Here is a 14,412-nt window from a genome sequence, read left to right on the forward strand (position 1 = left end):
TTTCCTGATTTTAAAGAAAATACCTTATATCGTCTAAATAAAATTTAGAACTTCGCTTTCATCTTGCTAATCCTTTCAGTCGACAGAGAGTATCGACTACTGCGAAAATAATCACTTTTGCTAAGCTTGCAGTTGCTCGGTCATGATCAAATCGCGGTGACACTTCGGCAATATCAAACCCAACTACTTTTTTTGTGCGAAGTATATGTTTTAAATACTTTAGCACTATCTCGGGATGCAACCCTAGGGGTTGTGGCGCACTTACCCCGGGAGCAAAGGAAGAAGCAAACACATCTGCGCAAACTGTTACATAAAGATGGGGCACCAACTGCATAAAATAATCGAGTTTCTCTATAATAAGCTCATCATTGTTCGTGAAAATATCACCTGCTAATAAATAATCAACGCCTAATTGCTGAGCTGTTTTAAATAATTCAAGTGTATTGCTGCTACGTTGGATTCCCAGACAAAAATAGTGGAACATTTCCCTCCATTGGTTGGCATCATCAGCAATCTGGCTAAACATCGTCCCTGAATTTCCGCCGCCGACAAAAGGGCGAAGGTCAAAATGAGAATCAAAATTTAAGATACCCAATTCACATTTGCCATCGTTTTGCCGTAGAAAATCTGCTTGCCCCCGAAAGTGTCCTAAGGCGGTTTCATGCCCGCCGCCAATAACAAGAGGAAACAGTCCGGCCTGCCTGAGACGAAAAACAGCTTGTTCCAGCGCCACCTGGCTTTTCATTAATTCTCCATCTGTGCAGGTAATATTCCCTGCATCAAACAAAGATACCTCAGAAGAAAATGAACACGGTAAGTTGGAAAGTTCACTGCGAATTCCCTCGGGTCCCGAGGAAGCTCCCTTGCGTCCATTGTTCCGTATAATACCTTCGTCACAGCAAAAACCTAGCAAAGCAAATCCCATTTTACCCGTAAATTCACCGATTGGCTGCCTTAAATCCAATGGTTTTATCCATTGGTGCCACCGGAAGGCATCATAATTTTCTTTACTGTCAATCCGTCCTCGCCATATCGTAAAATCTGCTACTTCATATCGATTCTGAAACATAAAATCCTCCAGCTAGTCATACATTATGTTTTTTAAAATAATCCACTAATTTTACCGTTATTATCTATATCCATTATTTCCGCTGCTGGTTTTTTAGGAAGCCCAGGCATGGTCATAATATCTCCGGTAATAACCACTAAAAATCCAGCGCCAGCAGCTATACGTATTTCTCTGACCATCAATGTAAATGTTTCAGGACGACCAGTTTTTGTTGCATCATCAGACAAAGAATATTGGGTTTTAGCAATACAAATTGGCGTTTTATCTAAGCCTATCCCAGTTAACTCCTGAATGCTTTTTTCAGCTGCCTTGCTATAATTAACAGCATCAGCACCATAAATTTCTTTGGCGATCACACTAATTTTCTCTTTAACAGGTAACGTTTCATCATACAAAAATCTAACAGCCTTTGGCTGTTTAAACATGTCAAGAAGCTGTTCTGCAAGTTCCATACCCCCTGCACCACCATCGGCCCATACTTTTGAAAGGGTTACGGTGACACCAAGCGTTTTGCACTGCTCCCTGACAAAGGCCAATTCTGCTTCTGTATCATTGGGAAAAACATTAATAGCAACGACTGTAGGCAAATTAAATTTATGCATGTTTTCTATATGTTTTTTAAGGTTTTCCATCCCCTGTTCTAGTGCTTGCTGATTTTCTTTGGTAAGCTCAGTTTTGCTAACGCCACCATGTGCCTTAAGTGCCCTTATCGTTGCAACCAGCACTACCGCATCCGGCATAAACCCTGCAAAGCGACATTTAATATCAATGAACTTTTCTGCCCCTAGATCAGCACCAAAACCAGCCTCGGTAATCAATATATCTGATAACTTTAAAGCAAACTTCGATGCCATCACACTATTGCAACCATGTGCGATATTGGCAAATGGTCCTCCATGTACAAAAGCCGGTGTATTTTCTAAAGTCTGCACCAAGTTAGGTTTAATTGCATCTTTGAATAAGAGTGTTAATGCACCAGTAACTTTTAAATCAGCCGCCGTAACCGGTTGATTGTTATAGGTATAGCCTACAATGATCTTGCCGATTCGCTGCTTCATATCATCTAGATCTTTCGCCAAACACAAAATAGCCATTAGTTCTGATGCAACGGTAATGTCAAAGCCGCTTTCCCGTGGTACGCCGTCAGTCTTTCCGCCAAGCCCAAGTACAATATGGCGTAATGCCCGATCGTTAAGATCAATTACCCTTCTCCATGTCACGCGACGCGGATCAATCCCCAGTACATTGCCTTGTTGGATGTGATTATCAATGATCGCTGACAGCAAATTATGGGCTGACGTCACGGCATGTATATCGCCAGTAAAGTGTAAGTTAATATCCTCCATAGGAACAATTTGTGCATAACCACCACCAGCAGCACCGCCCTTCATACCAAAGCACGGTCCCAATGATGGTTCACGTAAGGCAATCATCGCTTTTTTTCCTAATCTGCGAAAAGCATCGCCCAATCCAACTGTTGTTGTCGTTTTCCCCTCACCAGCCGCCGTCGGGTTAATCGCACTTACAAGTACTAATTTACCATTGGGACGTTGTTTGATTTTATCCCATACTGACAGGGATATTTTAGCCTTATACTTCCCATACTGCTCAATGTCATCTTCCGTTAACCCAAGACCTGCCGCGATTTGGATAATTGGCTGCATTTTGGACTCCTGGGCAATCTCCACATCACTTTTCATTACCTTCACCTCTTCAGCATTTTATTTTCTTATATAATGGGGTATTTCAGCGGGTATTACCATAGATAGTTCTACCAAACCTGCATATTGCCCATCTTGATACCAAGGAGTTTGATAAACTAGCTTTTTTACACCGTTTTTTTCAATTGTATAGCTATTGGCAGTTTTAGTTTCGATAATTTCGGCAATTTTCTTGTATGCATGTTCAGAATGAACGTCTTTTATGTTTTTTCCAATTAAGTCCTTACCGCCATACTTCTCGAATGTTTTGACGGATTGATCATTCATTTCTATGATTTTACCAATTTTATCTGTAACAGTGACTGCAAAGGGTAGTTCCTTTACCCATCCATTAGACATTTTCTTGACCCTCCTTCATAAACAATTTTGTATTTAAATTAATTTTATAATCAGCACTGTCAAAATATCGTCAAATCGCTTTCAATGAACTCAAACCGTCTAAAAGTTACAAATCGGATAAGTTGATTGTTAACCGCCTTAGCTTAGAGTCCCAGAATATACAATAGCCTGATTAAGATGAGAAATTTGCATAAAAAATAGGGGCTGGAGATGTTACAAAATTGCCTTTCATTTTGTAACATCCCCAGCCCCTATGCCAGTGAAGCGACCTTGATTATGACATTTTTATTATTCATGTGTTTTTCTTATATAGAATCAGCAGCTTGCCGCTTACAATTACCCTGTACTGTATATTCAGCTATCATCTCCTCAAGAGATGTAATCTCAGCCGTCCTGCCAGTTTTTTTAAAAGCTTTTCGGGCCCTCATATAATATTCCGCCGCAGGCAAAGTCAACGAATCTTTAAATACTTCCGCTATCGCTTTTTCCTGCTCCATTAGCAGCCTTATTTCTGCTTGCGTGCGAAAAATTACTCCACTTTGGTATTGATCATTATACTTCTCCAGAAAATCTTTTGCCTGCTCTAGGTACTGTTTTGCTTCGTGAGGGCGGTGCAGCCTCACTGCAATCAATGCCAATATACAGTGAAGTGTGCTATAACCTCGCAAACACCAATAGCCCTTTTCATCGCCAAACCCATCTGCGACCGCCAAAGCATCCATAAGGTATGCACTAGCTTTTCCATAGTCATTTAGTTGAAAGGCTGTACAACCGGCATTAATATAAAACAAAGCCACACCCTCGCTAACATTTTTGCGTCCGGCTATTCTGGCTGCCTGCTCATAGTGGTACAGTGCTGCTTTATAATCAAGACTTTCTCGCCGCAAATCACCAATATAATTATTGGCTGCTGCAATGGTGAAAACATAGAAACTATTGTGAACAGCCAGCTTTTTTAACAACGTTAGCGATTCTCGGTAATACTTCTCAGCCTGCTGATACTGGCATTTGAGCGCAGAGGCCACCCCTAGAAATCGTAATGCGGTCGCCTTTTTCTCTGAAAGTTCGTCCTGTTCGGTCAAATGCAATAACTTAATGGCAAAGTTTTCTATTAGATGTGCTTTCCGCGTCTGAATACCACAATAAATAATTTGCTGATAGCCCTTGATTTGATACTCTCTGAGGTTTTTCTTTGATGCCAGCCGTAGCATCTGATGCATTAATTTCAATCCCGCTAAGTGTTGCCCTCTCCAGATATGATATCGCCCAGCCATCTCCCAATAAGCAACTTGATAAGTGTCCAATCGCTCATCTGCTATTGTTTTAGACAATAATACATCTAATAATTCCCTTATCTTACCGAAATACGTAGTAATCTGACTCCTACTTTCCCGAAAATCAATACCCGTTGGATAGTAATGATTAAGTTCCGGAAACATCTCATATTGGGGGCAATAATATCTTTCAACCATTTTAATCGTATAATCTAAGATTTTCAGCTTTTCATCCGCGTTTGTGTAATGGTATAAAATATGTTCATAAACATCTTTGCTTTGCATACCACATTGCAATTGTTGTTCTAAATAAACTGCCGATCGCTTATGCAAAATTCGTTGCCTTATTGTCGACATCTCACTATACACATAATCACGAATTTTTAAGTTATAAAATTTATAACTAGAATCACCCTTGTCTGAATCAAACTCTTCCATTAGCAGTTGCTTTTGTTGTAACTCTTCAATTGCTTCAACTAGGTCAAATTCATTGATTGCTGAAACGGCAAGCAGCACCTCATAATTGGCATTATCAAAAAATACGGAAGCTATTTCAAGAACTTTTCTACCATTTTCAGAAACATTAGCCGTCCTTTCCTTTAATACGCTATTTAACTTGATTGAACAGTGACTGATATCTTTGCCGGCTGCAATCAAATTCAGACATTCAATTAGAAATAATGCATTGCCGCCTGTATATTCGTATAACCTGGATTGCATCTCCTTGCCAATGCTAGGTATGCGTATTTTTGATAAGCTCATCACGTCTTGTGCACTGAAACGTCTAATGTTCATCTTTTCCAGCATACCGTTACGTTCAAACTCTTCTATTGATTTATCAATTTGCGGTAAATATTCCGTATGGCAAGTCGCAATACAAATAATATTGGTATGTAGGCGTAATAACTGCCATAACAACAACCACCCTTGCTTATCCATCCAATGAATGTCTTCAATCAAAATAATAGTTTTTTTCAAACTAGAAGCCTTAACCAATACTTCGCACATGATCTCTTCAACCATTGTTGTACTGAATTTATAGGTGTCCACTGTTATTTTTGTCTGTAAAAGCTTTTCACCTATTTTTGCTGTCGGAAAAGCATACGCAATAACTTGCTTCCAAAGGGTTGGCAAATCAATCTCGGCTTGCATTAAAACCGCTATAACTTGTAAAAAAATATTATTCCATGCTTTATAAGTATACTCAAATTCAGCTTGATAGCATTGGGTACGAAAAACATTACAATTTACTGTTGAAATCGGTGAAAGCAGTTGCTCAACAATTGCAGATTTACCAACGCCCTGATCTCCCTGTAACAGTAGCATTCGTTTGTTCTGCTCCTTTTGGAACGATCTATCCATCAATAGGCGCAATTGCCCCAATTCTTTTTCGCGACCATAAAACTTTGGGTTGCTAAACACCTCTTCCTGAGTGACCCTACTCGTCCTATCCTTAATCCGTTTATAGATTTCCTGTGTCCGAGCACTGGGTAACAAACCTAAATCCTGTGCCATTTTCCGTTCCAACTCTTGATAGATTTCCACTACTTTATGAGAATCTTCTTTTTCATAGATCTTCATTAGTAGCCGATAAGCTCCTTCGTTATATGCATCTAGTCTAATCAAGTACTTTAGGTATCGTTTCATAGACGTATAATCTTTAGAGTTCATTTTCTTTACGATCAATTTAGTCAAACAGCTTATGCTATCCTTTCGAAATCGTTCACGAAATTCAGTAACCCACTCATCAAAATGGATTGCATCTTTACAATAAAATCCTTCTAGAAACTCACCTGTATTTTTTTCTAAGAATTTAGCAATATTGTTTACTGTTAATAACTCCAATTCCGTCATTACAACAACTTCTGGATTTAATACAATCTTTGCTCGTGATGAAGTAATCAATAAATCCACCGAAAACATTTTTTTTAGTAAATAGACTGTATTGCGTAAATTCCTCTTAGCGGCACTATCTCTCATATCTCCCCAAAAGAGCGCTGCCAGACTATCACGTGTAGCCTCACCTATAACCAAAAGATAGTACAACAAAGCTTCCATCTTAGCAAATGGAAACACCATCTTTTGATCATTCCAATATACTGCTGGCTTTCCAAACAACTCCGCACGTAATTTAGTCACACGCTCATCTCCTTGGAAAAAAATGTTATATATAGCTATTTTATACTGACTCATCTCACTATTGCAAATTATTATCTTGGTAATCTCTTACTACAATCAACTGATACGTATGTATGCTGTACTCAAGCTTAAAGTAGGGTATTAGAAATACTTTACTATTCATCAATTATGCAGATAAGAAAAGACTTGGCTTGTGCCAAGTCCTCGGACGCAGGCAGAAGCCTTAGTCGTTCTTACTTGGAATCAAGAAAGTGTTATACTTTCTGATTCCGTAAAAAATTAAAAGGGAGGAATTTCATAAAAAATTCTCTCCCTTTTCAACAACCCTTTCAAATGGCTATTTTTTTCTGTTATTTCCACTTTTGTACAGTACGATTAAATTTCAGCCAATATTTATCTAGTTTTTTCCTTAGCGTTAAGGTTTCGTGGCATTGCCAACCAATCAACATGCCTGCCTCTAATGGTAAACCTTTACTCGATTTCCCTCGTAATAGTTCCCTAAGTAATCCTTCCGTACTTTTCGCATCACTAATGATTCCTAAAGTGTCTTGGAGTTTTTCTAATTTTAATAATAAACGAGGGGTTCCTTTCAAATCAGGCTGCAATACTTCCATTGTGTATCTTATCTTCTTAACCCAAAGCCTAATTTTGTGGACATTTTCAGCATCCGTCCACTCCACTGATTTTTCCTGCTTTCCCACTATTCTGAGCCAGCTTAATAAACCAGTAATCACATAATCATCAACTGTACAGTCATGGGGAATAATATGCTGACAATCTTCATCAAGAAGTTCCGCCCACAACCCTAACAAAGTAGACGTTGTTAAGCCAGAATTATACTCTGCATAGATCTTTTCGGCTTCCTGGCTACGCTTTTCTGTTAAAACTTCTCCTAGCCATACCTTACCTTCCATAGATACCATTTGATAACCAAGGAACTGTTGCCAACTACAGTAGGCTACATCAAGTTCTCGTAAAGCCTCTACTTTCCTCCCAAACTTTCGCAATTCGTCTTGATAGCGGGAATACTCCTTGATCACAGCTAAAGGTTCAGAGAATTCCAATACAGACCGCAAGCGACGCAGACAGATACGTAGCTCATGAACCAGCCCCGGTTGCTCTTTGTGTTCTAAAAAAGACCGTTGCGCTAATAATACTTGAGCTATCAGATCCACCAATACAACTCTTAATACCTCACTTACAGGTCTACTTTTATCCACCTGCGGTAACTCATTTCTCCTTGGTATCTCGGTAGACAACCCTGCTAATAAAAGTCCACGATAATATTTACTATCAGGCTCTGGCAGTAAAGGATATTCTTTAGCTAAGGCAGCCCCTAACAAAAATAAATCCCTAGGTTGTCCACTCTTAAGCTCCAATTCTACTTCTAAAATTGGTGCTGTCTTCTCTCCCGCTATAATTTCACCTTTATCGGCGGCCACTTCAATTGTAGCACCATCATGCATAATAACCTCTAAGATTTGCCTTTCAAAACGAGTGATTAAAATAGGCTCTAGTATTTGGTCGCCTATTACTTTTTGTAACCGAGAACCAACCTCCGTATTTAAAAACACTGTTATATCCGGTTCTTCCCTGTCTACAGCAATATTCCATTCCTGGCGGGCATGCAGCCCTCCTTTAGATGATCCACCACTCTTTACCGTAGCCACCCAAACCTCACCCTCACGACGAACACGATAAGCTAGTTTCGCGTTTTGTAATGAATGATTCGCTGTGTCAAAGTAACGGGCTTCCAATTGCTCAGTCTTCGCCGTTCCTAGAACGGCAAGGTTCGTGAGTGCTTCTGCTGTCATAATCCTTTCCCACACACTCTCATCTGTACACCGAAGTTTCAATTCTGTTTCTGTATGCTTAGACAATAGGTATCACCATCCTATTAACATTATGCCATTTTACTTACTCTTTCAGCGTATATCATACATTAATCATTGTCAATGGAAACCACAAATGGAAGATTGCTATAAGAAAAGACTTGGCTTGTGCCAAGTCCTTGGACGCAGGCGGAAGCCTTAGTCGTTCTTACTTGGAATCAAGAAAGTGTTATACTTTCTGATTCCGCAAGACAAAAACGCCTCAAAATCGGTATATTACCGACTTTGAGGCATTTTTTAAAAGCTTGCAGAATCTTGAGGAATTTCTAAGAACTCTACACCAGGATTCCGTTCACTTACCCAGCGAATGGCCCATTCATTACTTAAGAGCAGCACAGGCCGATCCTTTATATCACGAATCATCATACCACTGTCAATGCTCTTCATTGATTTAATGGCAGCTTCATCACCAACTAACCAACGGGCTACGCTAAAGGATAAGCGATCCATAATTAACTCTACACCATATTCATTTTTCAATCGATATTCTAGTACTTCAAACTGCAATGAACCAACTACGCCAATGATGAAAGCCTCAGAGGCAAAATCACTCTGGCGAAAAACTTGAACAGCACCTTCCTGGGTCAATTGCGTCATGCCTTTAACGAATTGTTTACGTTTCATAGTATCCTTAGGCTGTACCTTTGCAAACTGTTCAGGAGGAAATACAGGAAAATCCTGAAATGTAAACTTGGTGTTTTCTGGACATAAGGTATCACCAATCCCAAAAATTCCTGGATCAAAAAGCCCTATAATATCACCAGGATAGGCTTCATCAATAATGGTCCGCTCTTGCGCTAAGAATTGCTGGGGCTGAGATAATTTAATGTTCTTGCCCGACTGAGCATGGTATACAGACATACCTCTCGTAAATTTACCCGAGCATATCCGAATAAAAGCAAGTCGATCTCGATGAGCGGGATTCATATTTGCCTGTATTTTGAAGACAAAGGCGGAAAAATCCTCACTTGCAGGATTCACCTCTCCTACGCTGGATGTACGCGGAACAGGGGCAGGTGCTAACTTCAAAAATGCCTCTAAGAAAGGACGAACACCAAAGTTTGTCATTGCGCTGCCAAAAAACATAGGTGTAAGCTCGCCAGCTGCCACTTGCTCATAATCAAAAGCATCACCAGCCATATCTAATAGCTCAATATCTTCAATTAAAGCTGCATGAACAGTTTCCCCTAACAGTTCACGAAAAGCAGGGTCACTTACACTTCCCATAGTGGAAGGCAGTACAGACTGACCATGGGCGCCGTCTTTGGCAAATAGTTCTACTTGTGCCTCTTGGCGATTATAGACCCCAACATAACTACCGTCTATTCCTACAGGCCAGTTCATTGGATAGGCTCGTATTCCCAATACCTGTTCAATTTCTTCCATTAACTCAAAAGGACTCTTACCATACCGATCCAGTTTATTTACAAAAGTAAACACGGGGATTTTCCGCTGACGACACACGTGAAATAACTTCTTTGTCTGATCTTCTACCCCTTTAGCCACATCAATCAGCATCACAGCGCTATCAGCCGCCATGAGAGTGCGATACGTATCTTCACTGAAATCTTGGTGACCAGGTGTATCCAAGATATTAACTCGATACCCATCATAATCAAACTGCAATACGCTAGAGGTTACAGAAATACCTCTTTGTTTTTCAATCTCCATCCAATCAGAAACAGCGTGTTTTGCCGCCTTACGGGATTTTACCGAACCTGCTAAACGAATGGCACCACCGTATAATAATAACTTCTCAGTCAACGTAGTCTTCCCTGCATCCGGGTGGGAAATAATAGCGAATGTTCGCCTTTTATTAATCGTCAATTGTAAATCTTCCATTATATCGTAAAAAACCCCCTACACTCATACCTGTACTATATAAATTACTCTCTATTACTATATGGTTACCTATCTAAAATGTCAAATATTATCCTTATATATACACTTATTGATCATACATTCCCGGCGTTTTTCTTTCTCATGATGATTTGTTGTATCCTCCGCGGTCTCATTCAAAACCATCCTCCCCGATCTTTCTAAAATAAATTCTTGACACGAATTAAAAATACCTTTTTACTTTCCTAATTTTGCTAACAATGCAAACATATTATTCCAGTATAAAAAGAGTAGAACTCATAGGATACTATGAATTCTACTCTTTCAATTAATATAGTAAATAACCCCTGTAGCTTTATTTCAATATAGCTTACATCCTTACGACTTTTTGCTAATCTCGTGCCTGTTTACTTTGTCGCCCTTTAGGGTATCTGCCGTCTGCTTGTAAACAAAAGTCGTATTTAAGGCAGTAACAAAACCAGCAAACCATTTTTGGTAACACTCTTTCATAAAGGCTTTATCTACACCAGCCTTTATCCAATTGCGCTCCTGCAGGCAGGTATTTCCTTCCCAGCTCACTTTATCAGCTTCATTTACTGTCACTTCATCACCTTGATCACAAGGCATGCCATTCAATAAATAATCATTAATGGCCTGATAAATGCCGCCAGCTCTTTCTACATCATATTTTTGTTGGGCTTTGGCATGTTCACCGCATATTTTACCATGATCTGCAAAAGCATCTAATACTAGCGTCTGGGCTGAACCACCGCAAGTATCCAATAATTCTTTAATAAAGGCAGCTTCGCGAGTTTCAGCAATGGTTACTTGACGCTGCAGCCAGCCGTGGATATTACTATGATCAATTAGTTCTCCAAGTTCCGTATCCGGTAAAGGTTGACCATAAATTTGCCACACTTGCGATTGTAGTTCTTCAGCCGTACCGCCACATAGCTCTTCAGCCTTTTGAAAAATTAGTTGCTCTCGTTCTGCAACCCGCCCTATTTTATGATACAACCAATAGTGAATATGACCTAAAAAAGCACTCATTATAAATTTCCTCCTAAATTACCTTATTTAAACCTGCTACAATTTCGTTTACATCTAGACCATGAATTTCTGCTGCTTTACTTAGCGCTTCGCCTGTAGCAGAAGGGCAGCCAAGACACCCCATGCCAAAAGAACGGAATATAGGGATTGTTTGTGGATAGACTCTGATAATGTCACTTATGACACTATCCACTGTGATTTTGTCCCCAAATACTAATGTGCCTTCTGTTAGACCACCTGCAACGGGGATAATTTCACGCCCTTCTTCCGATTGAGGTACTAAGGGCTTTGTTGTTTCACTCACACCTTGATAGAATTGAGCTAATACGTCGGCTCGAAACTTTTTAAATCCAACCCGGTCAATAAACTGACCTATACGCTCAATATCCGCATTTTTTTGATAGTACTGAATGATAACGCCTACAATTCGCAGAACCTCGTCGTAATCTAACCCTTCAATTAAAAGATCCGCCAAACGAGGGTGCGAACCAGCAGTTCCACCTACATAAATATCCCAGCCAATGTCCGTCCCCATAACACCAATATCTCTTACGTGTACCTCAGAACAGGAATTTTGACAACCCGCTACACTAAATTTCATTCGGGATGGCATTTCTTTTTTATGATACAACTTGTCAAGTTCCATACCCAGCTTAATACTATCTTGCTTGCCACGCTTACAAAATACACTACCTGGGCATATCTTAACACTACGCACACAATTGGCGAAACCCATAGCAGGCTGCATACCGAGTTCTTCCCAAATTTGATCAATGTCTTCTGCTTTAAGCCCCGTAATCATGATACGTTGTGCAGAGGTCAATTTCATTACACCATGATACTTTTCGGCAACATCCGCATATTTTCTCATTGCATCAGGTTTTATGAAACCTCCTGGCAAATGGGGTGTTATCGCATATGTACGATTACCATTATGGATCTTTTGTAAATTAGCACCTTTAGGTAACATTGTGCCACCTCCCTCAAATATTATCTTTATCATACCCGATAATAGCTTTCTTATCTGTGATCTATATCATCTTTTGTAAAAAACTAAAAAATATTTGACACCTGCTTTTTTTCCGCTATAATAAACATATACTAAGTTTACAACTTTACACTTTTTTTAAAAGTTATGATGGAGAAATAAAGAAATACCCCTATGTTTCAGAGAGCCGGAAAAGGTGTGAACCGGTAACATATGTATTTTGTAAGTCACTCCTGAACTGCAAAGCTGAAAATAGTAAGTAAGCTGCGCCGGAAACAGTTCCATTGGAACGCAACCGTTATCTTGCTAGGGTTGATAGACCTGATGAGATGCATACACCTTCGTGTGGATGCAATAAGGGTGGTACCGCGAGATAACCTCTTGCCCCTTTTGAGGGAGCAGTGGGTTTATTTTTTTTATCTAATTTAAAAGGAGGCTATTACTTATGCGTAGTGACATTGTAAAAAAAGGTTCAACTCGGGCAGCTCATCGTTCCCTTTTCTATGCTATGGGATACAATCAAGAGGATTTGGATAAGCCTCTCATTGGCATTGTAAATTCCTTTAATGAAATTATCCCTGGTCATGGGCATTTAAAAGATATTGCCCAAGCGGCGAAACTTGGAGTGGCAGCTGCAGGCGGAACACCCTTAGAATTTCCCGCTATTGGGATTTGTGATGGCATTGCCATGGGACACAAGGGTATGAAGTACCCCTTACCGAGCCGTGAATTAATTGCCGATTCCATTGAAGCAGTGGCAGAGGGTCATGCTTTTGATGGTCTCGTCCTCATTCCTAACTGTGATAAAATTGTGCCTGCTATGCTTATGGCAGCTGCTAGAATCAATATTCCTTGTGTAGTGGTTAGTGGTGGCCCTATGCTGGCGGGACGTTATCAAGGCAAAGACATTAGCGTCAGCAATATCTTTGAGGCGGCTGGAAAATACGAGTCAGGAAAAATCAATGCAGAAGAATTAGCTGCGATGGAAGCATCTGCTTGTCCAGGCTGTGGATCTTGTGCAGGACTTTTCACTGCGAATACAATGAACTGTTTGACAGAAGTCTTGGGCATGGGCCTCCCTGGTAATGGTACCATTCCTGCAGCCTTTACTGGAGCTCGAAAAGTACTTGCCAAGCAGGCTGGCGCCGTTATTATGGATCTAGTGAAAAACAATGTCCGCCCACGAGATATTTTGACCAATAAAGCCTTTGAAAATGCAATTACCGTCGATATGGGAATTGGCGGCTCTTCCAATACTGTATTACATCTTACAGCTATCGCCCATGAAGCGGGACTTCCCCTTCCTCTCTCTTTATTTGAAACCATCAGTGCCAAGACCCCTTACATTACAAAACTCAGCCCTGGTGGAACCCATCACATGCAAGACTTACAAGAAGCCGGTGGTATTAGCGCTGTCATGAAAGAACTGGCAAAAGCGAATCTCATCCATACAGATGCTCTAACCGTAACAGGCCCCTTATCTCAGCGTTTGATAGATGCCGAAATTACACGACCTGATGTAATCCATACCATTGATAACCCCTATAAGAAAACTGGCGGCATTGCAGTGCTTGCCGGCAACCTTGCTCCTGACTGCGCTATTGTCAAAGAAAGTGCCGTAAAGGAAGATATGCTTGTCTTTGAAGGCCCTGCCCGTGTGTTTGACTCTGAAGAAGAAGTAATTGAAGCACTCCTGGCTAAACAAGTAACAGATGGTGAAGTTGTTGTCATCCGCTATGAAGGACCAAAAGGTGGTCCAGGCATGAAAGAAATGCTCAATCCTACAGCCATTATTACTGGCATGGGACTTAAGGTAGCACTTCTCACTGATGGACGGTTTAGCGGAGCCACCCAAGGGGCCTGTATTGGGCACGTATCACCAGAAGCCATGGAGGGAGGGCCTATTGCTCTAGTCGAAAATGGGGATGTAATTTCCATTAACATTCCGAATCGTACTTTGGTTTTAAATATCACAGAGGAAGAGATGGCCAAACGCCGCCAAAACTGGGTACAACCAGAACCAAAGATCAAAACAGGTTACCTCGCTCGTTATGCCCGCATGGTTACATCCGCTAATACAGGTGCTGTATTAAAATAAGGA

9 protein-coding genes and 1 other annotated feature are annotated in these 14,412 nt (G+C 40.4%); of the genes, 1 reads left to right on the top strand and 8 read right to left on the bottom strand.

Annotation, left to right across the window (positions count from 1 at the left end; genetic code table 11):
* Positions 1 to 58 precede the first annotated feature (58 nt).
* From hutG to UFO1_RS21960, 8 genes are all read right to left on the bottom strand, one after another.
* A complete protein-coding gene (hutG, locus tag UFO1_RS21925; protein WP_038674226.1) occupies positions 59 to 1,069 on the bottom strand; it encodes a formimidoylglutamase in 1,011 nt (336 codons plus the stop codon).
* Between the two features lie 32 nt (positions 1,070 to 1,101).
* The gene (locus tag UFO1_RS21930; RefSeq protein WP_038674227.1) at positions 1,102 to 2,769 is read right to left on the bottom strand and encodes a formate--tetrahydrofolate ligase; all 1,668 of its coding nucleotides are present in this window, start codon (positions 2,767 to 2,769) and stop codon (positions 1,102 to 1,104) included.
* 21 nt (positions 2,770 to 2,790) lie between these two features.
* Entirely contained in the window at positions 2,791 to 3,129 is a 339-nt protein-coding gene (locus UFO1_RS21935) for an alpha/beta hydrolase (RefSeq protein WP_038674229.1), read from the bottom strand.
* Positions 3,130 to 3,434: 305 nt separating this feature from the next.
* The gene (locus UFO1_RS21940) at positions 3,435 to 6,542 is read right to left on the bottom strand and encodes an AAA family ATPase (protein WP_051789051.1); all 3,108 of its coding nucleotides are present in this window, start codon (positions 6,540 to 6,542) and stop codon (positions 3,435 to 3,437) included.
* A 350-nt stretch (positions 6,543 to 6,892) separates the two neighbouring features.
* Positions 6,893 to 8,422 (bottom strand): CYTH and CHAD domain-containing protein, encoded by a 1,530-nt coding sequence (locus UFO1_RS21945; protein ID WP_038674230.1) that lies wholly within the window; start codon positions 8,420 to 8,422, stop codon positions 6,893 to 6,895.
* Positions 8,423 to 8,671: 249 nt separating this feature from the next.
* Positions 8,672 to 10,276, bottom strand: a complete 1,605-nt coding sequence (locus tag UFO1_RS21950) for a peptide chain release factor 3 (RefSeq protein WP_038674232.1) — start codon at positions 10,274 to 10,276, stop codon at positions 8,672 to 8,674.
* A gap of 375 nt (positions 10,277 to 10,651) precedes the next feature.
* Positions 10,652 to 11,323, bottom strand: coding sequence for a hypothetical protein (locus tag UFO1_RS21955; RefSeq protein WP_038674235.1), 672 nt, complete (start codon positions 11,321 to 11,323; stop codon positions 10,652 to 10,654).
* A gap of 13 nt (positions 11,324 to 11,336) precedes the next feature.
* Positions 11,337 to 12,293: a DUF1858 domain-containing protein gene (locus UFO1_RS21960; RefSeq protein ID WP_038674236.1), complete on the bottom strand. Its 957-nt coding sequence runs from the start codon at positions 12,291 to 12,293 to the stop codon at positions 11,337 to 11,339.
* Between the two features lie 156 nt (positions 12,294 to 12,449).
* Positions 12,450 to 12,703 (top strand) — a binding site (T-box leader).
* Positions 12,704 to 12,756: 53 nt separating this feature from the next.
* On the opposite strand from UFO1_RS21960, the gene ilvD reads away from it, so the two are divergent.
* Positions 12,757 to 14,409 (top strand): dihydroxy-acid dehydratase, encoded by a 1,653-nt coding sequence (gene ilvD, locus UFO1_RS21965; protein ID WP_038674238.1) that lies wholly within the window; start codon positions 12,757 to 12,759, stop codon positions 14,407 to 14,409.
* Positions 14,410 to 14,412 lie beyond the last annotated feature (3 nt).

The organism is Pelosinus sp. UFO1 (genome assembly GCF_000725345.1).
GTDB lineage: Bacteria > Bacillota > Negativicutes > DSM-13327 > DSM-13327 > Pelosinus.

Excerpts from the sequence above, each read along its gene's own strand:
- hutG (WP_038674226.1), bottom strand. The coding sequence starts at position 1,069 with ATGTTTCAGAATCGATATGAAGTAGCAGATTTTACGATATGGCGAGGA.
- UFO1_RS21930 (WP_038674227.1), bottom strand. The coding sequence starts at position 2,769 with ATGAAAAGTGATGTGGAGATTGCCCAGGAGTCCAAAATGCAGCCAATT.
- UFO1_RS21935 (WP_038674229.1), bottom strand. The coding sequence starts at position 3,129 with ATGTCTAATGGATGGGTAAAGGAACTACCCTTTGCAGTCACTGTTACA.
- UFO1_RS21950 (WP_038674232.1), bottom strand. The coding sequence starts at position 10,276 with ATGGAAGATTTACAATTGACGATTAATAAAAGGCGAACATTCGCTATT.
- UFO1_RS21955 (WP_038674235.1), bottom strand. The coding sequence starts at position 11,323 with ATGAGTGCTTTTTTAGGTCATATTCACTATTGGTTGTATCATAAAATA.
- UFO1_RS21960 (WP_038674236.1), bottom strand. The coding sequence starts at position 12,293 with ATGTTACCTAAAGGTGCTAATTTACAAAAGATCCATAATGGTAATCGT.
- ilvD (WP_038674238.1), top strand. The coding sequence starts at position 12,757 with ATGCGTAGTGACATTGTAAAAAAAGGTTCAACTCGGGCAGCTCATCGT.